The 23310-nt window shown below is 62.0% G+C and carries 20 protein-coding genes; 6 read left to right on the top strand and 14 right to left on the bottom strand.

Annotated features, from left to right (window positions below; genetic code table 11):
- Positions 1 to 3: 3 nt before the first annotated feature.
- From fliD to ACQ4WZ_RS01725, 7 genes are all read right to left on the bottom strand, one after another.
- Positions 4 to 2685, bottom strand: coding sequence for a flagellar filament capping protein FliD (gene fliD, locus ACQ4WZ_RS01695; protein WP_436572422.1), 2682 nt, complete (start codon positions 2683 to 2685; stop codon positions 4 to 6).
- Between the two features lie 230 nt (positions 2686 to 2915).
- Complete coding sequence (locus tag ACQ4WZ_RS01700) at positions 2916 to 3287, bottom strand: flagellar protein FlaG (protein WP_436572423.1); 372 nt, start codon at positions 3285 to 3287, stop codon at positions 2916 to 2918.
- An 84-nt stretch (positions 3288 to 3371) separates the two neighbouring features.
- Positions 3372 to 4835: a flagellin N-terminal helical domain-containing protein gene (locus ACQ4WZ_RS01705; RefSeq protein ID WP_133989805.1), complete on the bottom strand. Its 1464-nt coding sequence runs from the start codon at positions 4833 to 4835 to the stop codon at positions 3372 to 3374.
- Positions 4836 to 5174: 339 nt separating this feature from the next.
- Positions 5175 to 6743 (bottom strand): diguanylate cyclase, encoded by a 1569-nt coding sequence (locus ACQ4WZ_RS01710; protein ID WP_101482381.1) that lies wholly within the window; start codon positions 6741 to 6743, stop codon positions 5175 to 5177.
- A 201-nt stretch (positions 6744 to 6944) separates the two neighbouring features.
- Entirely contained in the window at positions 6945 to 7592 is a 648-nt protein-coding gene (locus ACQ4WZ_RS01715; RefSeq protein ID WP_101482380.1) for a response regulator, read from the bottom strand.
- A 52-nt stretch (positions 7593 to 7644) separates the two neighbouring features.
- Complete coding sequence (locus ACQ4WZ_RS01720; protein WP_436572424.1) at positions 7645 to 9135, bottom strand: sensor histidine kinase; 1491 nt, start codon at positions 9133 to 9135, stop codon at positions 7645 to 7647.
- A gap of 17 nt (positions 9136 to 9152) precedes the next feature.
- A complete protein-coding gene (locus ACQ4WZ_RS01725) occupies positions 9153 to 9740 on the bottom strand; it encodes a hypothetical protein (RefSeq protein ID WP_101482379.1) in 588 nt (195 codons plus the stop codon).
- Between the two features lie 115 nt (positions 9741 to 9855).
- Here ACQ4WZ_RS01725 and greB point away from each other — a divergent pair, with 115 nt between their 5' ends.
- Both greB and ACQ4WZ_RS01735 read left to right on the top strand, forming a co-directional pair.
- Positions 9856 to 10422, top strand: coding sequence for a transcription elongation factor GreB (gene greB / locus ACQ4WZ_RS01730; RefSeq protein ID WP_077407784.1), 567 nt, complete (start codon positions 9856 to 9858; stop codon positions 10420 to 10422).
- 70 nt (positions 10423 to 10492) lie between these two features.
- Positions 10493 to 11137 (top strand): transposase, encoded by a 645-nt coding sequence (locus ACQ4WZ_RS01735; protein WP_436572425.1) that lies wholly within the window; start codon positions 10493 to 10495, stop codon positions 11135 to 11137.
- 61 nt (positions 11138 to 11198) lie between these two features.
- On the opposite strand, the gene ACQ4WZ_RS01740 is transcribed toward ACQ4WZ_RS01735, so the two are convergent.
- The 3 genes from ACQ4WZ_RS01740 to gmk form a co-directional block, all read right to left on the bottom strand.
- Complete coding sequence (locus ACQ4WZ_RS01740; RefSeq protein WP_133989809.1) at positions 11199 to 13481, bottom strand: RelA/SpoT family protein; 2283 nt, start codon at positions 13479 to 13481, stop codon at positions 11199 to 11201.
- A gap of 81 nt (positions 13482 to 13562) precedes the next feature.
- A complete protein-coding gene (gene rpoZ / locus ACQ4WZ_RS01745) occupies positions 13563 to 13766 on the bottom strand; it encodes a DNA-directed RNA polymerase subunit omega (RefSeq protein ID WP_010400723.1) in 204 nt (67 codons plus the stop codon).
- A 53-nt stretch (positions 13767 to 13819) separates the two neighbouring features.
- Positions 13820 to 14458 (bottom strand): guanylate kinase, encoded by a 639-nt coding sequence (gmk, locus tag ACQ4WZ_RS01750; RefSeq protein ID WP_077407781.1) that lies wholly within the window; start codon positions 14456 to 14458, stop codon positions 13820 to 13822.
- Between the two features lie 211 nt (positions 14459 to 14669).
- On the opposite strand from gmk, the gene ACQ4WZ_RS01755 reads away from it, so the two are divergent.
- Positions 14670 to 15080 carry a DoxX family protein gene (locus tag ACQ4WZ_RS01755; protein ID WP_436572426.1) on the top strand — a complete coding sequence of 137 codons (411 nt, stop codon included), beginning with the start codon at positions 14670 to 14672 and terminating at the stop codon, positions 15078 to 15080.
- 10 nt (positions 15081 to 15090) lie between these two features.
- On the opposite strand, the gene ACQ4WZ_RS01760 is transcribed toward ACQ4WZ_RS01755, so the two are convergent.
- Positions 15091 to 15981 carry a YicC/YloC family endoribonuclease gene (locus ACQ4WZ_RS01760; RefSeq protein WP_034787070.1) on the bottom strand — a complete coding sequence of 297 codons (891 nt, stop codon included), beginning with the start codon at positions 15979 to 15981 and terminating at the stop codon, positions 15091 to 15093.
- Positions 15982 to 16259: 278 nt separating this feature from the next.
- Between ACQ4WZ_RS01760 and rph the strand changes: the two genes are divergently transcribed.
- The 3 genes from rph (at position 16260) to hemW (ending at position 18991) form a co-directional block, all read left to right on the top strand.
- A complete protein-coding gene (gene rph, locus ACQ4WZ_RS01765; protein WP_101482375.1) occupies positions 16260 to 16988 on the top strand; it encodes a ribonuclease PH in 729 nt (242 codons plus the stop codon).
- 138 nt (positions 16989 to 17126) lie between these two features.
- A complete protein-coding gene (gene rdgB / locus ACQ4WZ_RS01770) occupies positions 17127 to 17720 on the top strand; it encodes an RdgB/HAM1 family non-canonical purine NTP pyrophosphatase (protein WP_436572427.1) in 594 nt (197 codons plus the stop codon).
- Entirely contained in the window at positions 17717 to 18991 is a 1275-nt protein-coding gene (gene hemW / locus ACQ4WZ_RS01775) for a radical SAM family heme chaperone HemW (protein ID WP_436572428.1), read from the top strand. Before rdgB ends, hemW begins: the two co-directional genes overlap by 4 nt.
- On the opposite strand, the gene ACQ4WZ_RS01780 is transcribed toward hemW, so the two are convergent.
- The 3 genes from ACQ4WZ_RS01780 to ACQ4WZ_RS01790 all read right to left on the bottom strand — a co-directional run bounded on the left by ACQ4WZ_RS01780 (position 18988) and on the right by ACQ4WZ_RS01790 (position 23238).
- The gene (locus tag ACQ4WZ_RS01780) at positions 18988 to 20163 is read right to left on the bottom strand and encodes a tetratricopeptide repeat protein (RefSeq protein ID WP_436572429.1); all 1176 of its coding nucleotides are present in this window, start codon (positions 20161 to 20163) and stop codon (positions 18988 to 18990) included. The two genes, hemW and ACQ4WZ_RS01780, sit on opposite strands and share 4 nt — an antisense overlap.
- A gap of 140 nt (positions 20164 to 20303) precedes the next feature.
- Positions 20304 to 22037, bottom strand: a complete 1734-nt coding sequence (locus ACQ4WZ_RS01785) for a methyl-accepting chemotaxis protein (RefSeq protein WP_133989817.1) — start codon at positions 22035 to 22037, stop codon at positions 20304 to 20306.
- 121 nt (positions 22038 to 22158) lie between these two features.
- Entirely contained in the window at positions 22159 to 23238 is a 1080-nt protein-coding gene (locus tag ACQ4WZ_RS01790) for a patatin-like phospholipase family protein (RefSeq protein ID WP_436572430.1), read from the bottom strand.
- Positions 23239 to 23310 lie beyond the last annotated feature (72 nt).

Raw genomic sequence — 23310 nt, forward strand, 5'->3', positions numbered from 1 at the left:
CGCTTAACGGTTGGCGGCGATGGAAGCCAGCTGCTGTGTCAAATAGGATTGCGTGGACGTCAATTTGCTCAGCGTCACGTCGAGGCGCGAATATTGGGCGCGGTAGCGCGCTTCGATGTCGGTCAGCTTTTCGCTGAACTTGTCGCGCTGCGCCGCTATCGATTTCAGGGTTTCGTTGATACCACTCGTGCGCCCGGTGATCATGCCTTTTGTGCCCAGGAAGGACGTGGCCAAATTGTTCAACTGATAGGCATAGCCTTGCGAGAAGCTGACTGTGCCGCGCGAGCCGGTGACACCGCCGGTCACTTCGATCTTCAAGCCGTCGGCTGGCGAGCCTGGCGCGCCCGTCAGGGTCTGTCCGGAGCCGATAACGGGTTGTCCTCCCAGGGTGCCGGCCACGTCGGCGCCCTTGACGGGCTTGGCTGCGCCAAACAGGGTCTCTACACCGGTCCCCGTACCATTGCTCAAGGCCAGATTCGACACCGAACCATAGCGGCTCGACACCAGGACCAGTTTGCCCGTGCCATCGATGGAGGCCGAAACAGTGGAGCCGACGTCCGAAAAGGCCTTCACGCCATTGATCGACGATTGCATCAGCGATGCCATCTGCGCCGGCGTATAAGTGCCAGCCGGTATCGACACCTGGGCTGTATTTTTGGCAGAGCTGGGTTCCGTATCGTTGAGGGTGATATTCCAGGTGGTATCGCTGGCAATCGTGGTGCTGGCCGCCAGCACGCCATCGGACGTAAGCGAACCCTGGCTGGCCATGGTGGTGATGCTCAGGTCATAGGTGCCGGGCTTGGTGGCGGCCGTCGAACTGGTGAAGGCGACGTTGCTGTCGCTGGCCTTTCCGAGCGCTGAAAACAGGCCTGCGATATCGTTGAAATTCGCGCTGATGGCTTTGTCGAGCTTGCTGGTATCCAAGGCCAGGCTGCCATCTTTTTGGAATGAAATACCCACCTGGCTCAGATTGCTCATGCCGCTGCTCAAGCCAGTAATCGGCGCGCCCAGCTGCCTGCGCAGCTGGCTCTGTATCGACTGGACGGTCGAGTCCCCCAGCAAGACGCCTCCCGTCTTGGTGTCGGGGTTGTAGGCGGTCATCTTGCCGATCGAGGTGTTCAATTCATTGTAGGCCTTGACGAAGGCGCTGATGCTGGTCTTGACCGTCGTTGTATCCTTGGCCACCGACAGGCTGGACGTGCCTATTTTGGTAATGCCCAAGGTAACGCCTTCGATGGCCGTATCGACGCTGTTCGAACTGCTGGTGATGGCGATGCCGTTGACGCTGAACATGGTGTTTTGCGCAGCACTGTTCTGCTTGAGGTTTTGTGTGCCGCCGGCGTCATAGGACAGCAGATTGCTGAGGGCGCTGTCGGCAGGCTGGCCATCGCTGCCGCTGAGCGAAATCTTCATGGCCGAGTTGGCGCCCGTCTTGGTCGAACTGAGCACCAGATGATACGGCTTGTCGCTACCGTCGGAAACGATGCTGGCGGTGACGCCCAGGCCAGCGTTATTGATGGCGTCGCGTATGCCTTGCAAGCTGTTGTTGGTGGAATCGATCACCACCGAACCCGTGGCTTGCGTGCCATCCTGGGTGAAGCCCGTGTTCATGTAGCTGCCGCCCGTTCCTGCGGTCAATCCTGCTGCCGCAGGGTTGCTGCCCGCGATGACGATGGGACTGGCGTTGCCCGAGGCTAATGTGATCGAACTGGCAAGCGTGACGTTCGAACCGTCATTGACCGAGTTCGAGGCGTGGCCGATGCCGCCCTTGACAGAGCCTGTTACCACTTCTTCAATATTGAGGTTCGAACCATCGGCGCGTGTAAACATCAAAGTGCCGTCGGCAGCCTTGCCGGTGACGGTGATGTTGGCTGCGGCCAGCGCATTCGACACGGCATTCGGGCCCTCGAGCGTCGTGTCCAGCGAGGCAGCCGTGATGCCATTGCCTGCGGTGACGCCGTTACCCTGGGTAACGATCTCGATACCGCCGACCGACAACGAATAGGTGCCGTCCGCACCGGTTTCGATATTGCCGAAACCGTTGAACATGCTGGCGTTGCTGGCCGTTGGTTGCGCCGTAGCGGTCACGCCTGTAGTGCTGCTCTTGGCGTTGATGGCGTCCGCCAGCGCACGTGCGCTCTTGGTGCTGGCGTCCGTCGGAATGGCCGTGCCATTGATGACCAGCGAGCCGTTGCTCACGCCCGTGAGCAGGGTGCTGCCGCTCAGTGCCGTGCCAGTTACGCCAAAGGTGCCGCCAGCGACTGAGCCCAGCTGGAAGGAAACCGTGGTCTTGGCGCCGCTGCCGATAGTCGACAGTTTGCTGGCCATGCCGACCGACGTGAGCGTTTGCGCCTGGGCCAACTGGGAGACGTTGATGTTGTAGCTGCCTGCGACAGCCTTGGCGCCAGCGCTGGCCGAGAACACGAGCGGATCGGATGGCGTGGCGCTGACAGCGCGGAAGTTGCTCGAATTGGTGAGCGCTGACAATGAGCCCTGGAAAGTGCTGACGGCGCCACTCAGGGCGCCCAGCGCGCTGAGCTTGGCCTGGTAGGAAGCCGTTTTCTTGTCAAAAGTCCCCAGCGGCACCGCTTCGGCCGTCATCAGCTTGTCGATGATGGCGCCCACGTCCAGGCCGCTGGCGCCGGCGCCGATGCCAACGGATGATATTGTAGGGGTAATGGCCACTGAAGACTCCTAGGAAAACGCTAATATAAGCTGTTATCGGCAGAATCAATCAGGACTTGAGAGGGGGATTTACAGCGCTGTTTTCAGCGAGCGCAGAAAATCGGGGGAGAGATAGGAAAGTATTGTTATGTTTTCAATAAAAAGACGGGCCGGATAGTCAGGCTATCGGCCCCCCCTGGTTATTCAGATGCAAACTGCCACGATGTCGCACCCCGTGTGCCATGCCATTATCAGGCGCTTTGACTGATCAGCGACCCTTTGGCCGAGTCAAAGGACTTGGCCAGTTCCAGGGCTTCCTTGGTGGGTATCTGGCGCAGTACTTCCTTGGTTTCCTGGTCGACGACCTTGACCACAGTGCGCTGGCTGTCCTCGTCGATGGAGAACTCAATGCCTTGCGTTTTCATTTGCGAGGACTGGTTCAGTTCCGATACCGCCTTGTTCAATTGCTCGCGGCTGGGCTCTTTGCTGGTTTGTTGTGGCGCAATCGCGCCATTTTCCGTGGCGGCCCGTGGCGTTGCCGGGCGCGCTGCCGACGTGTCCGCAGACGCGTAACTCTTGTCTATCCTGGCCGCGGAGGCGGCCGCTATCGTGTCGATAGTCATGGTGCTCTCCTAGTGAAAATTCCCCTGCCGAAAAAATCCGGCAGGGGAATCAGAGTCCTACGCTGTTGCCTGACTAATCGGAGATTAGCCGCGCAGCAGGCTCAGGACGCCGTTTGGCAGCGAGTTCGCTTGCGCCAGCATGGCCGTACCAGCTTGTTGCAGGATCTGGCCGCGGGTCATGTTGGCCGTTTCCGATGCAAAGTCGGTATCGACGATGCGGCTACGCGAGGCGGACAAGTTTTCCGTGGTCGATTGCAGGTTGGAAATCGCCGACGAGAAGCGCGATTGCAAAGCACCGTACTGGGCGCGTTGGCCGTTCACCGTTGCCAGTGCTGCATCGGCAATTTTCAGTGCCAGTTGGGCGCCGTCAAACGAAGTCACGTCCAGCGAAGCCACCGATTTCAAGTCCGATGTTTTGTTCGTGGCCTTCAAACCCGACGTGTCGGTGATGGCAAAGCTGCCCGGCGCATCGTAGGTGACCGTGCCGTTGGCGACAGCGACTGCGGCAGGAGCTTTTGCGTCAAACGCGGCACCCGTCAAGGTTTTGTCAGCCTTGTAGGAATCGATATTGAAGACGGCGTTGGCGGTAGCGGAGGTATTTTTGATGGCAATGTCCGCGCCGTCAGCATGCGTCAGTTTCATGCTGCTGGTCGATGCATCGTATTCGGCGGTGATGCCGGTTTTCGACGTTTGCGCATTGATTGCATTGATGCCTGCCGCATAGTCGGAAGCCGACTGGCCTGCGCCCACCGAGAAGGAAATCTGCGCTTCCTTGCCAGTGGCCGTATTGTCGCCCACCAGGGTGAACGAATACGCTTCGGTCGAGCCGAGTTTCAGGCTGGTGGTGGTCTTGGCCGTTGCTGTTACGCCCGTATCGGCGCTTACCTTGTTGACGCTGGCGGCGATGGTTTGCGCGCTGTCGTTGGCTTTGGTGGTGACAGTGGAGGTTCCGCGTGCGCCGGCGACGACTACCGAGCCGGCCGTGGCTGTTGCCGAGGTTGCAAGGACGGCGGTCGCATCATTTTCCACGCGGTTATTGCCGTAGGTGCTAGTCAGGAAGTTCGCGCCGCTGGCGGAAATCAGCTGATTGGCATCTGCGCCGACCTGGAAGTTAGCGGTACCCATGGTGCCATCGAGCAGCGCCTGGCCGTTGAACGAGGTCGTGGTGGCGATACGGTTCAGTTCCGAACCCAGTTGGCCTACTTCGGTTTGCAGCGCCTGGCGGTCGCTGGCCGAGTTGGTGGCGTTCGACGATTGTACGGCCAGTTCGCGGATACGTTGCAGGATGTCGCCCGAGCTCGAGAGTGCACCCTCGGCCGTTTGGGCCAGCGAGACGCCGTCGTTGGCGTTGCGGGTGGCTTGCGTCATGCCGCGGATTTGCGACGTCATACGGTCGGAAATTGCCAGGCCTGCGGCGTCGTCCTTGGCGCTGTTGATGCGCATACCGGAAGAAAGACGTTGCAGCGAGGTGGTCAGGGCCGACTGCGAGGTCGACAGATTGCGTTGCGAGTTCAGGGAAGCGATGTTGGTGTTAATTACTGCAGCCATGATAATTCTCCAGACAGGTACTACATTGCGCTATATGCTAGTCACTTTGGCCTGCCCCGCTGTTCCGGGACAATCAAGCCGCTGTTATTTAGGGTAACGGTTGCTCTGCGGGAAAATTTATGGCGGAAAGTGCTTTAAATTTTAATTTTTAGCCCTTCAGTTTGCCGCTGGCCGCGCGCTAGACGACATGATTTAACGAAACTTGAGGGTAAAAATAGTTTTATTTTCATGTCGCGTGGATGCTGGTGAAGCGCGGGAAGAGGAACGAATGTTGTTGTTTTGAAATAAAAAATGCCGTCCGGCCGGGTGGCGGGACGGCATAGGCGAAGCGGGCGGGGTTCAGTCCGCCACCACCACGCGGTTCTTGCCCGTTTGCTTGGCCTGGTACATGGCGCGGTCGGCGCGCTTGACCAGCTCGGCCTGGTCTTCGTTCGGCAGGCGCAGGGCCACGCCGGCGGAAAAGGTAATCAAGACTTTTTCATTGTCATGCAGGAAGAAATGCCGGGTCAGCTCGCGCTGCAAGCGTGTCATCGTCGACGAGGCTGCATCGACCGTGGTTTCCGGCAGCAGGATGAGGAATTCCTCGCCGCCGAAGCGCGCGATGACGTCCATCGAGCGCAGGGTTTCCTTGACGATTTTTACCAAGTGTTTCAACGCGGCATCGCCGGCCAGGTGACCGTAGGTGTCGTTCAGGCGCTTGAAATCGTCCAGGTCCAGCATGGCGATGCACAGCGGCGTGCCGCGGCGGTCGGAACGGGCCGTTTCGCGCTCGAACACATCGTCCAGGCCACGGCGGTTCAGGCTGCCTGTCAGCTGGTCTTCCCGCACCAGTTCGCTCATATGCTGGAGCTTGGCTTCCAGGGTGTGGATGCGCTGTTCCGCATCCTGCACTTCCTGGCGCGCCAGCACCATTTTGTCGCGTGCGCGCAATGCTTCGTTCTGCACCATGCGCGTTTCGCGCAAGACTTCGTCGAGAACGTTGTTCAATTCGCTGATATTTTCCGCCTGGCTGATTTTTTCCGAATAGCCGCCGATCTTTTCATGGAAGTCGCCCGTGCTGGCCGCCACTTGCCCCAGGCGGTCGATGAAGGTCATCATCATGTTCTTCACCGTCAGCTTGACGTCGGACAGGCTGTGCTTGAGCTGGCTCTGCTTGTAGATGACTTCCTTCAGGCTGCGGGTGGCGTCTTCCAGCGCGCGCTGGTCGAGCGGACCGGCGATCAGATTTTGCACGGCATCGACCTGGCCGCGCAGCCAGCTGTCGTCGTCGAGCAACTGGCTGACGTTATCGAGCAGCAACTTGAACAGACGCAGCAGCAATTCCTGCTGTTCGGCCGTGTCGCCGCTTTTGAGTTCGATCTGGTAGCACAGCTGCTTCAGGCGCAGGGCCGCTTCGTTCAGCGCCTCTTCCGTGTGCGCCAGCTTGATGGCCGCGCCCAGCGATTCTGCTTCTTCCACCAGCGCGGGCGTGCCTGTCAGCAAGGTGGCGACGGCAAAGCCCAGGGTGCGGCTGAGCAACTCACGCAGGGTACGCGTCTGTTCGCCGTCCGGCAGGGGCGGCAATTCGATGCCGCCTTTCTTGACCTGTTTTTCCGCCAGTTGCGCCAGCGTGCGCGCATAGCTGTCCCAGTCGCGTGCTTTCAGGGCGCGCTGGAAACGGCGGCCAAAGTCGCCCAGTTCCCCCGTCGATTCGCTCATCTTGGCGGCAAATTGCGTCAGGACGTTTTCCGCGCCGCTTTCTGTGGGGGCGCTGGCGGCCAGCACGGCTGCAGGCACGGCAGGGCTGTCCGCCGGTTCGCTGATGCCGGCGATTTCATTGTAGATCTCGCGGTAGGCGCTGGGCGTGGGGGCGATGCGGCGCGTGGCCAGGCGGCGAAACGCTTCGCGCGCGATCTCAGCCGGATTCATCGCCGCACCGGAGGCGGTATTCGTGGCGCCAGCGGGAGCGCTTGCTGGTGAAGATGGCAATTTACTGGACATGTAGACACAGCCTTTTTAGATATTTCTCATTATCCTCATGATAGGCGAGTTGGCAAAGAACTTATTGTGCGAGAAGCAAGGAGAAGTCCTGTCAATTCGCCCGATGCCAGCGCGCATGCCGCTTTGCCGTCAATCCACCAGCTGGTTGCGGATGGCGTAATGCGTCAGTTCGGCGCTGTTCTTGAGTTTCATCTTGACCAGCAAGCGGGAGCGGTATTCGCTGACGGTTTTCACGGATAATTTGAGCTCTTCGGCGATGGCGCCTACCGCCTTGCCCGAGGCGATCATCACCAGCGTCTGGTATTCGCGGTCCGACAGGGTGTCGTGCAATGCCGTTTCGTGGTCTTCGCCCACCGTGTTGGCCAGTTCCTGCGCCAGCGAGGCGCTGATGTATTTTAATCCCTGCGCCACCTGGCGTATGGCCGTGACCAGTTCGCGCGGCGCACTCTGTTTCGTCAGGTAGCCGGCCGCGCCCGCCTTGAGCGAACGGATGGCGTACTGGTCTTCGCGGTGCATGGAGAGCATCAGCACGGCCAGTTCCGGCTTTTCCTTCTTGATCTGCTTGAGCACCTCGATGCCGCTGCGGTCGGGCAGGGAGATGTCGAGCAGCAACACCTGGCATTTCGAGCCGCGGAACAGCTTGATGGCGTCGTGGCCATTTTCAGCCTCGCCGGCGACGATGATGTCCTTCGTGTCGGCGAGGATTTGTTTCAAGCCCTCGCGCACGATCGCGTGATCGTCGGCGATGAATACCCGGATGGTGGCTTTTTCTTTCATGACTGCGTTGTTTCCTATCTGAATCCCTGCGCCCGGCGGCGACCCTGTGGCCTTACGGCGCTCCGCTTTGCGCTGGTGCGCTGGCTGCAGCCGCTATTATCGCCTCTCGCGGCGTGGTCAGCCGGATTTTTATGCTCAGGATGGTGCCACCGTCCGGCCCATCTATCAGGCTCAGGGTGCCGCCCAGCGCGCTGGCGCGTTCGGCCATGCCGCGGATGCCGAACGATTGTGGCTTGGCACGGTCGGACAGGCGCATGCCGACGCCGTTGTCGGCGATCGACAGGCTGATATGCTGGCGCTGCCGGGCTAGGCGCACGCTGACCTTGCTGGCCTGCGCGTGTTTGGCGATATTCGTCAGCGCCTCCTGGGCGATGCGGAACAGGCTGGTCGCCAGGTCCAGCTCCAGCTCGATATGCTGGCGGTTGGAAATGAACTGGCATTCGATGCCGGCCTGGCGTGCGAATTCCTTCACCTGCCAGTCCAGCGCGGCAACCAGGCCCAGGTCCAGCATGGAAGGGCGCAGGTCCAGCGAAATACGGTGTACGGCGTCGATGCTGCGGTCGACCAGGGCGTCGACATAGTTGGCCTTTTCCTGCAGCAGCGGGTCGTCCGGGGGCAGGCGGCGCGCCAGCATGGCCAGCGCCATCTTGATCGCCGTCAAATTGCCGCCCAGGTCATCGTGCAGTTCGCGCGCCAGGCGCGTGCGTTCGTGTTCCTTGACCTTGTCGATATGCGCCGTCAGTTCGGCCAGGCGGGCGCGCGACTGGCGCACTTCGATCTGTTCGAGCCGGCTTTCGGTGATATTCGTCATGATGCCTTCCCACTGCACCGTGCCGTCGGCCAGCGCGCGCGGCGTGGAGCGCAGATTGATCCATTTGACATCCTTCCAGGCATCGATCCAGATGCGGCCTTCCCAGTTCCAGCTCCACAAGGCGTTTTTTGAGGCTTGCATCGACTCCAGATACGAGGCGCGGTCGTCGGCCAGGATCAATTGATAGAACAGTTCCGGGCGCGCGTGCAGCTGTGCCGGGTCCAGGCCCAGCAGGGCCTGGCAGCCGTCGCTCAGGTAGGCGAAGGACGCGCGTCCATCCGCATGCAGGCAGAACTGATACACCAGGCCCGGCGTGTTCGAGACGATGGCGTTGAAGCGCGACTGCACCTGTGCCAGGGCGGCCGCCGTCGCCTGTGGCGTGCGCAAGTCTTCGCCCTCGGCCAGGAGCAGGGCGCGGCCCTGGCGGCTGGCGCGCGACAGGTGCAGGCTGAGCGAATACAGGCTGCCATCGCGGCGGCGCTGCTGTAGATGCAGCAGGGCCTGCGCGCCGATGCTGTCGTCCAGGGTGGCCAGCACGGCAGCGAGGTGCTGCGCGTCGAGCTGCGGCGCCAGGGTAAAGGGCGTCATTGCCAGCAATTGCTTGCGCGCGTACTGCAAGTTGTCGCAGGCGGCATCGTTGGCATCCAGCAATTGCAAGCTGGCCGCATCGTACAGGTAGATTTCCGGCGTTGCCGCGCGCATGGCGGGCGCCAGCCGGGGAGTGTCGTGCATGGGATGGCCTTTCTTCATCAGCGGCGGGCGCGCCAAAAGGCGGCGAAGCGGCGCAGCACTCTCGCTGGGCGGGAATTATGACGGCCTGGCGTACCCTTGCGCAAGCGTTGCCACCAGGCGCGGCGGGCGCGGCCCAGTGCGGCCGACAGGCGGCTGACGCGGCGCCACGGACGCGTGGCGCGCAGGCGGGCGATCCAGCGGTCCTTGGTTTCCATGAACAGGCCGTGCCAGCGCGCAAACCACGGCAAAGTGAGCAGGGTAGGGCGCGTCAGGCTGTACAGACGGGCCACGGCGGCCGCACCGCCCAGCTTGGCAATGACGATTACGCCGATGCCGGAAAATGCATGGCCGCGCGCGATCGCCAGCAGGGCCAGCAGCTTGACGGGAAACAGCAGCACGGCCGGCAGCACGAAGACGGCCAGCGCCCAGTACGGCGGCAGGCGCTTGATCCACGCTTCCAGCGCATGCAGGGGCGGAAACTGCGCCACCACCTGCATGATGCGCGCACCCGTCGCCCACAGCCATTCCTCGATCAGCAGGAAGATGGCGGCCAAATAGACCAGCGGCGCGAACAGCCAGCGCCTGACTCTGTAGAATTTTTTCATCCGTCTCCGTGTTCGGCGCAGGTTTGCCGCGATTGCCCCGATGATACGTCAAAAAAGCCTGCCTGCCCCCGTATCCGGTGTGCCTGTCGCTCCCTGACGGGGCTACAATAGGCAGATGAATAAAGCCTTTGTAAAAGAATCCGACAACGACGACGATGAAGAAGCGGCCGCGCTGGCGCTGGCCATTCCCGCTGGCGCCAAGAACTACATCACGCCGGCCGGCTACCAGCGCATCAAGGAAGAGCTGCTGCAACTGATCGACGTCGACCGTCCGGAGGTGGTGCGTATCGTCCATTGGGCGGCGTCGAATGGCGACCGTTCGGAAAATGGCGACTATATCTATGGCAAGCGGCGCCTGCGCGAAATCGACCGCCGCATCCGCTTCCTGACCAAGCGCATGGACCTGGCCGCCATCGTCGACCCCAGCGTGCACCATGGCAATGACCAGGTATTTTTCGGCGCCACGGTGACCTACCGCACCAGCGACGGCGAAACGCATACCATCACCATCGTCGGCATCGACGAATTCGACCCCCTGAACGGCAAGATCAGCTGGGTCTCGCCCATGGCCCGCACCATCACCAAGGCACGCGAAGGCGACGTAATCACCCTCAACACGCCGCTGGGCGAGCAGGAACTGGAATTGCTGGAAGTGACGTATCCGGCGCCGGGGGAGGGGTAGTTTGCGTTGACGCAGGGTGCCTGAGGCACGCGCGGGTACACTGACCATTTAGTCGGTAGCAGGAGTTGCTATGCCCCGCCGCCTTCGGCTTGTTTTGCCAGGTGTTCCGCTGCATGTGGTGCAGCGTGGACTGAACCGCCAAGCATGCTTTCTTGATGGGCAGGATAAGCAGCGCTATCTTGACTATCTGCGTAGTTGTTTAGCGCTTGCGCCATGCTCTCTGCATGCGTATGTGGTGATGAGCAATCATGTTCATCTCTTGCTCTCTACGCAAAGCACAGCCTCCCTGTCGTCGCTGATGAAAATGCTGAACCAGCGTTATGTACAATATTTCAACTGGCGTTATGGTCGCACCGGCAGCTTGTGGGAAGGCCGCTACAAATCCTGTTTGGTGCAGGGCGAGCGCTATTTATTGATTTGCCAGCGCTATATCGAACTCAATCCCGTCAGGGCCGGTATTGTGGCATTGCCCGGGCAATATTGCTGGTCCAGTTATCGGAGCAATGCGCAGGGCAGGCATGATGATCTGCTGTCTCCGCATTCCTTGTATTTGATGCTTGGAAATGATGAGCTTGAACGGCAAAAAACATACCAATCGTTATTTCAGGATAAATTGGGGGAGCGCTGCATCGGACAACTGCGAAAAGCAGTCGATGCTGAATTTGCGGTAGGCGACCAAGTGTTTTTAAGGCGAGTTGCGGAACTGAGCCGGTAGTCCGCAGCGGAGATCCGGGGTCAGACCCGACGGGTCTGACCCCGGCTCTTTACTAACAATTTTAGTTGCGTTCGCGCAGGATGCGGTTCACGCCAGCGACGCGGCGCACATTGCGCAGCAGGGCGGCCAGGTGGACGCGATCCTTGACTTGCACGGTGAAGCGCAGCTGGTCGAGAACGTTGTCCTTGTCTTCGTCCATGCCCACATAGATGATGTTGGCGTCGGACTCGCCGATTTCGGCGGCCACGCGGGCCAGGATGCCCCGTTCGCTGTTGATCAGCACCTTGATGCGGCAGTCGAAGCGCCGGTTCAGTTCGGTTCCCCAGCGCACGGCGATCCAGCGGTCCGGTTCCTTGGTGCGCTGGCGTTTCGCTTGCGAGCAGTCGCTCGTGTGCACCAGCAAGCCCTGGTCGCGGCGCAGCTGGCCGATGATCTGGTCGCCGGGAATCGGCAAACAGCAGGGTGCCAGCTGCACGGAGACGCCTTCAGTGCCACAGATGGTAACGGGGTCGAGTTCGCTGCCGCTATTGTGTTCTACAGGCATGCTGGCCGCTTCGCCGCCGATCAAACCAAAAATGTGGCGCGCCACCAGCGTGGCCATGCGCTTGCCGATGCCGATGTCCGCGTACAGCTCGTCCATGGAATTGGCGCTCGATTCGTTGAGCAGGCGTTCGACCAGTGGGGCTGGCAGGTCGGCGTCGATGTTCAAGGTTTGCAGCGCTTGCGACAGCAATTGCTGGCCCAGGGCGATCGATTCTGGCAGGTTGATCGTGCGCAAATGGTGGCGGATGGCCGAACGGGCCTTGCCGGTGCGCACGAACGACAGCCACGTCGGGCTGGGGCGCGACGAGGAATCGGTGATGATCTCGACGATGTCGCCATTATGCAGCTCGGTGCGCAAGGGCGAGGTTTCGTTGTTGATCTTCACGGCCACGGTCTGGTCGCCGATGCCCGTATGGATCGAATAGGCGAAGTCGATGGCCGTGGCGCCGCGCGGCAGGGCGATGATCTTCGACTTCGGCGTAAACACGTAGACGGAATCGGGGAACAGGTCGACCTTGACGTGTTCGAGGAATTCGGCCGAGTCGCCCGTCTGCTGCTGGATGTCGAGCAGCGATTGCAGCCACGCATGCGTGCGCTGCTGCAGGTCGGACGGGTTCGATTCGCCGCTCTTGTACAGCCAGTGCGCCGCCACGCCCGATTCGGCCGTGCGGTGCATTTCCTGCGTGCGGATCTGGAATTCGACGGGTGTGCCATACGGACCGATGACGGTCGTGTGCAGCGACTGGTAGCCGTTCAGCTTGCGGATCGCGATGTAATCCTTGAACTTGCCAGGCATGGGTTTGTACAGGCTGTGCAGGGTGCCCAGGGTCACGTAACAGTCGGCAAAGCTGCCCACCACCACGCGGAAGCCGTACACGTCCAGCACTTGCGAGAACGACAAGTGCTTGCTGCGCATCTTTTTATAGATGTCGTACAGGGTCTTTTCGCGGCCCGTGACGTCGGCCTCAAGTTCGGCCATGGACAAGGTGCTTTTCACCGCATCCATGATCTTGTTGACCACTTCGCGCCGGTTGCCGCGCGCCGCCTTGACGGCTTTCGCCAGGGTGCGGTAGCGCATGGGGTACAGGTGCGAGAAAGACAGGTCCTGCAGCTCATGATAAATATTGTTCAGGCCGAGGCGGTGTGCGATCGGCACGTACACTTCCATGGTCTCGCTGGCGATGCGGCGTTTTTTTGCCGCCGTCATGAAGTCCAGCGTGCGCATATTGTGCAGGCGGTCGGCCAGTTTGATCAGGATCACGCGCACGTCGGACGCCATGGCCAGCAGCATCTTGCGGAAGTTTTCCGCCTGCGCTTCGATCTGGCTCTGGAATTCGATCTTTTCCAGCTTCGACAGGCCGTCGACCAGGTGCGCCACGGGCGCGCCGAAGCGTTCGATCAATTCTTCCTTCTTGACGTCCTGGTCTTCCATGACGTCATGCAGCAGGGCGGCCATGATGGCTTGCGCGTCGAGTTTCCAGTCGGCGCAGATTTCGGCGACGGCGATCGGATGCGAGATATACGGCTCGCCCGAGCGGCGCATCTGCCCCAGGTGCATTTCGTCGGAGAAGCGGTAGGCTTCCTTGACTTTTTTCAGGTCGGCGGGGGAAAGATATTCGGCCAGCTTGTCGGCCAGGTGACTGACGGAGGCCACGCCCAAGGCGGGTGCTGGCGGTGTGGCGGAGGCATTCCCGGTGGACGTGCCAGTGCCGGACGCGGAAGCGCCCTGCGATTTTGCCGCCTGGCGCGGGGCCGGAGGCGGCAGTGCTGCGGAAGTCGTGTCGGCTGGAGTCAGACTCATAAAACGTCGCGTTGCTTTACAGTGTGAATAAGGATACGGTAGAACCAGGGGTCAGCACTGTTCCGGCACGCGGCTTCCCACTTACATCGGGACCTTTTTCAGCATTTCGATACCGACTTTACCGGCAGCGATTTCACGCAGTGCGACAACGGTAGGCTTGTCCTTGGCTTCCACCTTAGGGGTGTGGCCTTGCAACAACTGACGTGCGCGGTAGGTTGCAGCCAGGGTCAGCTGAAAGCGGTTAGGGATCTGTTTCAGGCAATCTTCGATGGTGATACGGGCCATAGTAACTCCTAATAGTGGTGCGTGGCGCTGTGTGAACTGGCGTGCAGGGATGATTATTCTGCGTGCAGGCCCAGCTGGGCGAATAGCGATGCGTTGCGGGCCGCTTGTTGCGCAAACCGGCAACGGGCCGCTCTCACGATCGCGCTCAGTTCGGACAAAGCGACCGTAAACTCTTCATTGATAATAACATACTCGAACTCGGGAGCGTGTGCGATTTCGCCGCCGGCCGCCAGCAGGCGGCGGGTGATCACATGCGGCTCGTCCTGGCCGCGCTTGTTCAGGCGCTCTTCCAGCGCATCGATCGATGGCGGCAGGATGAAAATACCGGCCGCGCGGGGGAATTGCTTGCGCACCTGGCGCGCGCCCTGCCAGTCGATTTCCAGCAGGATGTCGGTGCCGGCCAGCATTTGCTGTTCCACCATGATGCGCGAAGTACCATAGTAATTGCCATGCACTTCCGCCCATTCCAGGAATTCGCCCTGGTCGGCGCGCGCGACAAAGTCTTCCGCTGTCGTGAAGTAGTACTCGCGGCCGTGCTGCTCTCCGGGACGGGGCGCGCGCGTGGTGGTCGAAATCGACAATTTGATGCCGGGCTCTTGCGCCAGCAATGCATTGACCAGTGTCGATTTGCCGGCGCCCGAGGGCGCGGCGACCACGAACAGGCTGCCGGAGAAGGCGGTAGGGTGGCTCATGCGGATCTTTCCATATGCGTGTGATGGCGGCGTGTGCGCTTGCGTGCGCGCCGCCCAATTCGGTATTTTACCAAGAGGCAGGGCGGCGAGCCAGTCCCGCGATGCGCCTTGCCGCCGCGCTTGCGCATATTTTGCTTGTTATCTTTTGCAAATGGTTATTTAATTTGGAATGGTTTTTTCTTGATAACTATTTTGCGGACAGGATGCGCGCATGAAAAATTTCCCCTTCCTCAGTGCTGCCCAGGCCATGCTCTTGCTGCGCGTGGCCATTGCCGTGATGTTCATGGCGCACGCCATTACGCGCATTGCCAACGGCACGATCCCCCGTTTTGCCGGCTTCCTGGAAGACAAGGGATTCATCTACGGCCTGGCCGTGGTGTGGGCGATTACTGTTGTCGAGATCGTTTGCGGCAGTTTGCTCATCGTCGGCAAATACACGCGCTGGGCGGCGGCTGGGCTGATGGTGATCTGCGTCGGCGGCATCGTCATCGTGCATGCGGCCAAGGGATGGTTCGTGGGCGAACATGGCGCTGGCGGCGTGGAATACAGCATCGTGCTGTTTGTGGCCTGCGTCGTCATCGCCGCCAGCGACAGGGGGCGCGCCGCAACGCGCCTGGCCTGAAGCCGGGGGATTATTCCAGGTTCTGCACCTGTTCGCGCATCTGCTCGATCAGCAGCTTCAAGTCCATCGAGGCATCGGCCAGTTCCTTGACGGACGCCTTGGCGCCCAGCGTGTTGGCTTCGCGGTTCAGTTCCTGCATCATGAAGTCGAGTCGCTTGCCCACTTGCCCGCCCTTGGTGAGGATGTGGCGCGTTTCGCCCAGGTGGGCCGACAGGCGCGCCAGTTCTTCCGAGACGTCGATGCGGATGCCATACAAAATGACTTCCTGGCGGATGCGCTCCATGGCGTCCTGGCGCGACAGGGCCGAATTCGATCCCTGGCTGGCCAGGCCCAGCGCGTCCTGCATGCGTTCGATGGCTTTTTGCTGGAAGGCCGCTACCACCTGCGGTATCAAGGGGGTGATGCGCTTGACGATGGCTTCCATCGCTTCGATGCGCGACACCAGCACCGCTTCGAGCGCCGCGCCTTCGCGCTTGCGGCTGTCGACGAAGGCAGCCACGGTGCGTTTGGTCAGCGCGCCTACGTCCGCCTGCAATGACTCTTGCCCCACTTGCGCTTCTTCGATGATGCCTGGCCAGCGCAGCAGTTCGGCCACCGTCATGACGGGGGCGGAGACAAAATGCTGGCCCACTTCGTTTTGCAGGCGCGCCAGTTCGGCCAGTAGGGGCAGGTTCAGCGCCTGCGTGCCGGCCGTCGCGGCCTTGCGGCCAAAGCTCAGGCGTACCTCGACTTTGCCGCGCGTGATGGCGGACATGACGGCGGCGCGCAAGTCAGGCTCCAGCGCCCGCAGATCGTCGTTGATGCGGAATTGCAGGTCGAGAAAGCGCGAGTTGACGCTCTTGATTTCAATTGTCAGTGTGCCTGCAGCACCTTCGCTGGTGGCAACCGCGTAGCCTGTCATGCTTGAAATGCTCAAAGGATTCCCCGATTTGGTCTTATATACAGTCACTTATACACTTAATCAGGCAGCGCAGGCAATACCGTCCGCGCCGCAAAACAGGACCGAAGAGTGCGATGGCCTGAAAATTGCTGAATAGTGTGCGTTTTACGGCATTGTAAAGAAAATTGTGTTTGGCGGGGCAGGATTGTATGGATCTTGTGCGCATGCCGCCAGGCGCCGTGTCATGGCGCCGCGGTGGTAAAATCGCTGCCGCAACTCCAATCACACAGGATACCCCCATGACATTTGAATCCCGCCCGAGCGGCCGCTCCGTCGACGCGCTGCGCGCCATCCGCATCACCCGCCAGTACACCAAGCATGCCGAAGGCTCGGTGCTGATCGAGTGCGGCGACACCAAGGTCATCTGCACCGCCAGCATCGAAGACAAGGTGCCGGGTTTCCTGAAAGGTAAGGGGCAGGGCTGGTTGACGGCCGAGTACGGCATGCTGCCACGCTCGACGCACACACGCATGGATCGCGAAGCGGCGCGCGGCAAGCAGTCCGGCCGCACGCAGGAAATCCAGCGCCTGATCGGCCGCTCGCTGCGCGCCGCCTTTGATCTGCAAGCCTTCGGCGAACGCACCCTGCACCTCGATTGCGACGTCATCCAGGCCGATGGCGGCACGCGCACGGCCTCGATTACCGGCGCCATGGTGGCCGCGTATGATGCGTTTTCCCAACTGCAGGCGCGCGGCGCCATCGCCGCCATCCCGGTGAAAAGCTTCGTCGCCGCCATCTCCGTGGGCGTCTATCAGGGCATGCCGGTGCTGGACCTGGACTATGTGGAAGACTCGGGCTGCGACACGGACATGAACGTGGTGATGACGGAAGCGGGTCACTTCATCGAAGTGCAGGGCACGGCCGAAGGCGCCGCCTTTGACCGCGCCGGCATGAACCGTTTGCTGGATCTGGCGCAGGGTGGCATCGCCGACCTGATCGTCATGCAGAAGCAGGCGCTCGGCCTTTAATCTTTACCTGGATTTACATCCTGTCGCCCGCCGCGCCGGGCAAAAAGCCCACACCTGCCGCCGTTGAGCGCGGTAGTGGGCCAAGGTGAGGGGAGCGCAAAAGGTTTACAATGTCGGCACTTCAATCGGACTACTGACATGACCCAACGCCTCATTCTCGCCTCCAACAACGCCGGCAAGCTCAAGGAATTCAATGTGCTGCTCTCGACCATCGGTTTTTCCGTCCACGCCCAAGGCGAGTACGCCGTGCCGGAAAGCGACGAACCGTTCCACACCTTCGTGGAAAACGCCTTGCAAAAGGCGCGCCACGCTTCCCGCCTGACTGGCTTGCCGGCGCTGGCCGATGATTCCGGCGTATGCGTCAACGCGCTCGGCGGCGCCCCCGGCGTGTATTCGGCCCGCTATGCTGGCGAGCCGAAATCGGACGCCGCCAACAGCGCCAAGCTGATTGCCGACCTCGATGCGCATGCCGACAAGTCCGCGTATTACTACTGCGTGCTGGTCTATGTGCGCCATGCGGACGACCCGCAACCGGTGATCGCCGACGGCCGCTGGAATGGCGAGATGATCGCCACACCGCGCGGCCAGGGCGGCTTCGGCTACGATCCGCATTTCTATCTTCCTGCGCTGGGCAAGTGCGCGGCCGAACTGACGTCCGATGAAAAGAACGCGCTGTCGCACCGGGGCCAGGCCCTGCGCGCGCTGGTTGACAAGCTGCGGACCCTGCGATGATTCCGATCAAACTGGTGGGCGCTGTTGCCAAATCAGCAGTGAAATCCGGCCCCTCGCCCGTGCCGCAGGAGGGTATTTCCGGCGCGGCAGGAGCTGCGCTGAAGTATCTGCAGCCGGGCGCGCTGAACCTGACGGCCCTGCCGCCGCTATCGCTGTACGTCCATTTCCCGTGGTGCGTGAAAAAATGCCCGTATTGCGATTTCAATTCGCACGAGGTGCGTGGCAGCTTTCCGGAAGATGAATACCTGGCGGCCCTGCGCCTGGACCTGGAAATGGCGCTGCCGCTGATCTGGGGCCGCAAGATCCACACCATTTTCATCGGCGGCGGCACGCCCAGCCTGATGTCGGCGGCGGGGCTGGACCGCCTGATGTCGGACGTGCGCACCTTGCTGCCATTGGAACCCGATTGCGAAATCACCATGGAAGCCAATCCGGGTACCTTTGAGACGGAAAAATTCAAGTCCTACCGGGCCAGCGGCATCAACCGCCTGTCGATCGGCATCCAGAGCTTCAATGGCCGCCATTTGCAGGCGCTGGGCCGCATCCATGACGATAATGAAGCGCGCCGCGCGGTGGACATCGCGCACGCCAACTTCGACAATTTCAATCTCGACCTGATGTACGCGCTGCCCACGCAAACGCTGGCCGAAGCGCAGCAGGACCTGGAAACGGCGCTGTCGTTCGCGCCGCCGCATTTGTCGCTGTACCACCTGACGCTCGAACCCAACACCCTGTTCGCCAAGTATCCGCCCGTGCTGCCGGACGATGACGAGAGCGCCGACATTGCCGACATGGTGGCCGCGCGCGCGGCCCAGGCCGGCTATGGCCGTTACGAAGTGTCGGCCTACGCGCAGCCGGGCCGTCAGGCCCGCCACAACCGCAATTATTGGGAGTTTGGCGACTACCTGGGCATCGGCGCCGGCGCGCATTCGAAGATATCGTTTCCGCACCGCGTCCTGCGCCAGGCCCGCTACAAGCAGCCGCGCGCCTACATGGACGCGGTACTGGCCGGCGCGCCGGTGCAGGAAGAGCGCGAACTGGCGCGCGAGGAGATGGGTTTTGAATTCATGCTCAACACCTTGCGCCTGACGCAGGGTTTCTCGCCCAACCTGTTCGCCGAGCGCACAGGCCTGGCCATCAACGCCATCGAGCAGCCGCTGAATGCGGCCGAAGCGAAGGGCTTGCTGTACCGCGACCATCAGGTCATCCGTCCGACGGAGCTGGGCTTGTGCTTCCTGAATGACCTGCAGCAGATGTTTTTGGAAGATTAATGCGTGGGGACGGCGCGCAGGCGCTGCAGCTTGGCCGCATAGAGAGTGTGGTCGCTGCGTGTGGTGCTGTTGCTCATCGCTAGTTCCAGCTGCTTGCCGGCCTGCTCCAGCTGGCCCAGGCGCGCATAGGCTTGCGCCAGCCAGAAGTGGAATTCGTGGTAGTACGGGTCGCGCGCGATTTCACGTGAAAACAGCTGTATCGCCCGCACGTAATCGTTTTTCTGCATGGCCGCCTTGCCCAGGTTGAAGTAATGGAAAGGCGGTTGCGGCTGCAGCGCCAGCAGGCGCCGGCGCAGCGGCAGCGCTTCATCCGGCAGGCCGGCCGCTTCCAGCGCTTGGGCCAGGTTCGACAGCAGCACCGTGTTGTCCGGCGTGCGCGTCAGCGCATGGGCGAAAGTGCGCCGTGCTTGCGCCAGGTCGCCATGGCGGAACTGGATTACGCCCAGGGTGTTGTAGGCGCCGCTGTACGAGGGGTCCTGCAGCAGCGCTGCCCGGGCCCACCAATACGCCTGGTCCAGCTGGCCTTCACTCATGGTTTCCGCAGCGCGGTTGTTCATGTACATGGCGAGCACGGTCACTTCGTCGAGTTCTCGCGTGCGGTAGCCGCCCATCTCCGCGGACGGCAGGAAATCGATCACCATCACGCCCTTGGCATCGTACCTGCCGGATGTGTCGTCCAGCCGCTGGCCCAGCACCAGGTTGACGTGGCCGGCGACAAAATACATGTCGCCGCTGCGGCTCCAGCTTTCTTCACCGAGCACCTCCTGGTAGCGCACCTGCAAGCCCATTTCATGTGCCAGCGCCGCCGTCATGATCACCAGCGACAGGCAGTTGCCCTGGCGTGCGGAGAACGTTTCGCGCGCATTGCGCGTCATGGCCGCATCGTACTCGAGTTTCAGCCTGCTCTTGTCGTACAGGGCGTCATACAGGGCCGCGCGGTCATTCTTGTTGCGCGCCTCGCGCCGCACTTGCGTGCGCACATACTGGCGCATGGTCTCGTCGATGGCAAAGACCTGGCTGGCGTCGATGGCGGCGGCCGGCGCAAAATCGCTGTCGTTGAAGATGGGGGGCAGGCTGGCGGGCGGTGCGACGCTGCAGGCCGCCAAAGCGCCACAGAGCAGGGCGGCGCCCAGGCGCTTGAAGCAAGAGGCGAAAACAAGATAGGGACGCATGGTCTCTCCCTGGAGGCGCCGGCTGTCTCATGTCGCGGTGGCGCGCCAGTCCCACCTGAAACCAGTATCGGCGCGCCTGGCGCCGCTGTCAAATAGTTTCAGGCGCCTTGCCGCCGCCGGCACGGCGCTTGAAGCCGGGCTTAAAACTCTTCCCAATCCTGGTCGCCGGCGACGTGCGATGGCGTTTTGCGCGCCGCGGCACTGGCCGCCTTGGGCGCTGCCGGTTTGCTGGCCGTGGCCTGGGGCGGGCGCTGCGCGAGTTTTTGTGTAGTGGCAATGGCGGCCTTGAGCGGCCGTGCAGTGCGTAACGGCGCTGCCGTGGCCACGTGTTCGAGCTGGAAGCCGGCCGCCACTTGCGCCAGGCGCGCCGCCTGGTCCTGCATGCTCTCGGCCGCCGCCGCCGCTTCTTCCACCAGGGCCGCATTTTGCTGCGTCACCTGATCCATCTGCGCGATGGCCTGGTTGACCTGATCAATGCCCATGCTTTGCTCTGCGCTGGCGGCGGTGATCTCGGCCATGATGTCGGTGACACGGCGCACGCTGTCGACCACTTCGCTCATGGTGCTGCCAGCCTGTTGTACCAGCCGCGTGCCGTTGTTGACCTGTTCCACCGAATCGCCGATCAGGGTCTTGATTTCGCGCGCCGCAGCAGCCGAGCGCTGCGCCAGGCTGCGTACTTCCGTGGCCACGACGGCAAAGCCGCGCCCCTGTTCGCCCGCGCGCGCCGCTTCGACGGCCGCGTTCAATGCCAGGATATTCGTCTGGAAGGCGATCCCGTCGATGACGCCGATGATGTCGACGATTTTCGTCGACGCCGTGTCGATGGCGCCCATGGTATCGACCACCTGGCTGACGATGCTGCCGCCCCGTTCGGCCACACCCGAAGCGGCGACTGCCATCTGGTTCGCCTGGCGTGCATTGTCCGCATTCTGCTTCACGGTGCTGGTCAATTCTTCCATTGACGACGCCGTCTCTTCCAGCGAACTGGCTTGTTGCTCCGTGCGCGCCGACAAATCCTGGTTGCCGGCGGCGATTTCGCCCGACGCCGTGGCGATCGCGTTGGTACCCGTTTGCACTTCCGACACCACCTTGCGCAGTGCCTCGTTCATGCCGTGCAGCGCGCGCATCAGGTCGCCGATTTCATCGCTGGCAGGCTTGCCGAACTGCGTGCGCAAGTCGCCGTCGGCTACCGTTTCCGCCACCTTCACTGCGGCCTTCAACGGTTGCGTGATCGAGCGCGTGATCAGCCAGGCGCAGACGCTGCCCAGCGCCACCACGAGCGCGCACAAGGTCAGCAGCAGGGTGAAGCTGCGCCCGTTGGCTACCTCAATGGCGTGCGCCGTGGCGTCGATGGCCTGGCGCTGCTGCGCCAGCAGGGCCTTGACGTTGTTCTGGTACTTGGCGGCGGCCGGCGCGAAGCTGTCGCGGTAGGTGCTTTCCGCCTGGGCCGCGTTGCCGGCCTTGCGCGCATTCATCACCAGGGTCTTGGCATCCTGGTACTTGATGCGCTCGGCAATGGACGCCTTGAAAATGCTCTTTTCCTCGTCGCTGTCGAGCAGCGCCTCGATTTTCTTCAGCAGCTCGCTGCCTTGCTTGGTGCTGTCGGCGATGGTCTCGGCAAACACGCTCGACAGGGTTTCGTCCGTGCTCCGGGCGATCATCGAGGTGCGCGCGATGGCCGAGTAAATCAGCACGTACCAGTCCGACACGAGGCGTTCCTTGGCCAGCGGTTTTTCCATCATTTGCCGCGTCGCTTCGGCATTCACGCTGGCACTGTACAGCGCGTACGAGGTGGAAATCACGGACAGCAGCAGCACCAGCGCGAAGCCTGCAGCCAGGCGGGTGCCGATACGAAGGTGGGAGAGGGCGTGCATGGTCGTAACTCCTGTCGCAGAGGGATTTAAGTTGCCTGTGCGACATAGTATGCACTGATAAGTGACCAAGAGGTAAGCGAAAAAAGAAGCTGTTTTGCTGACTGTTGCAGCCACGCCCGTGCTACAGATTGCCCGCCTGGCGCAAGTCCGGCTGCTCTGCCCAGCGGGCGAAGGCCGCCGCCATGCGCTCGCTTTCCGCGATGGCGCAGCGCCAGTCGCGCATGCGTGCCGCGTGGTCTTGCCCGTAATGGGGGAAGTCGCGCCGGTCCGGCAGTTTGCCGTTGGGCAAGCTGGCTACGAAGGCAGGCGAGGGCGAGACGAGGATCATGTTGTCGAGCGCGCTATCGCCGCTGCGCGCGCGGCGCCACGGCATGGCCTTGTCCAGCCAGCCAGGCACGATATGGTCGGCAAAGTGCGGGTACAGCACCAGGTCCGGTTCGCGCTGGTACGGCAGGTGCAGATGATAGTCGACCAGGCCGCCGTCCCAGTAGCGCCCGGGCGGCGCGCCGGCGATGTCCGTTACGGCGTCGAGTACCAGCGGGATGGAGCCGGAGGCCAGCAGCGCGTCGCGCAGGTTGTCCTGCGCCAGCGGCACGAAATGGGAATGAAAGGCGTCGAAGCGCGAGCGCAGCCAGCTGGCGCCATCGGGCCCGGCATGGAACACCGCGCGTTCCAGCGAGGTGGCCAGACGCGCGCGCGCCACGGCATTGCCAGCGGCAGCCAGCAGGAAGCCGCGCCGGTCGCGCCATTTGCCCGGCTGCGCCAGCGCGCCGATGCCGCGCACGGCCAGCACCGACAGGCTGTGGTGCTCGTGCTGCAGCAGCGCATCCTGGCCATCGAGGACGGCGTCGAGCAGGGCGCGGCAAGTGCGGCTGACGTGCGCGGCATCGGGTTTGTCGGGATAGCGCTGGCCCACGTATTCGCGCACCAGGCGGCGCTGCGCGGCGACCGGGTCGGGGAATACGGCGGCAGCCATGCGCCAGGCGCCGATCGAGGCGCCGACGAAATGGCGCGGACGCGGCGCCTGCGCCAGGAAGTTGCCGAACAGCCAGCAATCGAGCTGGTGCAGGATCAAGCCTTTCGGCCCGCCTGCGGCGGCAGGGACGATGGCGACGTCAAGCGCGCGCATGCCATTTTCGGCGATGCGCGCCCGGGCGCGGCGGCCCAGGCGGATGGTGATGGCGGATGAAGTAAGAGACATGCGTGGGCGGCTGGTGGCAGTGGTTTATTGTAGCGCCATTGGGCCTGAGCGCGCTGCCATGTAAAAAAGCGG

It is taken from the genome of Janthinobacterium darwini (genome assembly GCF_051380905.1).
Taxonomy (GTDB): Bacteria; Pseudomonadota; Gammaproteobacteria; order Burkholderiales; family Burkholderiaceae_D; genus Janthinobacterium.

Coding starts and splice junctions, on each gene's coding strand:
- ACQ4WZ_RS01700 (WP_436572423.1), bottom strand. CDS start 3,287: ATGACTATCGACACGATAGCGGCCGCCTCCGCGGCCAGGATAGACAAG.
- ACQ4WZ_RS01705 (WP_133989805.1), bottom strand. CDS start 4,835: ATGGCTGCAGTAATTAACACCAACATCGCTTCCCTGAACTCGCAACGC.
- ACQ4WZ_RS01710 (WP_101482381.1), bottom strand. CDS start 6,743: ATGAATCCGGCTGAGATCGCGCGCGAAGCGTTTCGCCGCCTGGCCACG.
- ACQ4WZ_RS01715 (WP_101482380.1), bottom strand. CDS start 7,592: ATGAAAGAAAAAGCCACCATCCGGGTATTCATCGCCGACGATCACGCG.
- ACQ4WZ_RS01720 (WP_436572424.1), bottom strand. CDS start 9,135: ATGCACGACACTCCCCGGCTGGCGCCCGCCATGCGCGCGGCAACGCCG.
- ACQ4WZ_RS01725 (WP_101482379.1), bottom strand. CDS start 9,740: ATGAAAAAATTCTACAGAGTCAGGCGCTGGCTGTTCGCGCCGCTGGTC.
- greB (WP_077407784.1), top strand. CDS start 9,856: ATGAATAAAGCCTTTGTAAAAGAATCCGACAACGACGACGATGAAGAA.
- ACQ4WZ_RS01735 (WP_436572425.1), top strand. CDS start 10,493: ATGCCCCGCCGCCTTCGGCTTGTTTTGCCAGGTGTTCCGCTGCATGTG.
- ACQ4WZ_RS01740 (WP_133989809.1), bottom strand. CDS start 13,481: ATGAGTCTGACTCCAGCCGACACGACTTCCGCAGCACTGCCGCCTCCG.
- rpoZ (WP_010400723.1), bottom strand. CDS start 13,766: ATGGCCCGTATCACCATCGAAGATTGCCTGAAACAGATCCCTAACCGC.
- gmk (WP_077407781.1), bottom strand. CDS start 14,458: ATGAGCCACCCTACCGCCTTCTCCGGCAGCCTGTTCGTGGTCGCCGCG.
- ACQ4WZ_RS01755 (WP_436572426.1), top strand. CDS start 14,670: ATGAAAAATTTCCCCTTCCTCAGTGCTGCCCAGGCCATGCTCTTGCTG.
- ACQ4WZ_RS01760 (WP_034787070.1), bottom strand. CDS start 15,981: ATGACAGGCTACGCGGTTGCCACCAGCGAAGGTGCTGCAGGCACACTG.
- rph (WP_101482375.1), top strand. CDS start 16,260: ATGACATTTGAATCCCGCCCGAGCGGCCGCTCCGTCGACGCGCTGCGC.
- rdgB (WP_436572427.1), top strand. CDS start 17,127: ATGACCCAACGCCTCATTCTCGCCTCCAACAACGCCGGCAAGCTCAAG.
- hemW (WP_436572428.1), top strand. CDS start 17,717: ATGATTCCGATCAAACTGGTGGGCGCTGTTGCCAAATCAGCAGTGAAA.
- ACQ4WZ_RS01780 (WP_436572429.1), bottom strand. CDS start 20,163: ATGCGTCCCTATCTTGTTTTCGCCTCTTGCTTCAAGCGCCTGGGCGCC.
- ACQ4WZ_RS01785 (WP_133989817.1), bottom strand. CDS start 22,037: ATGCACGCCCTCTCCCACCTTCGTATCGGCACCCGCCTGGCTGCAGGC.
- ACQ4WZ_RS01790 (WP_436572430.1), bottom strand. CDS start 23,238: ATGTCTCTTACTTCATCCGCCATCACCATCCGCCTGGGCCGCCGCGCC.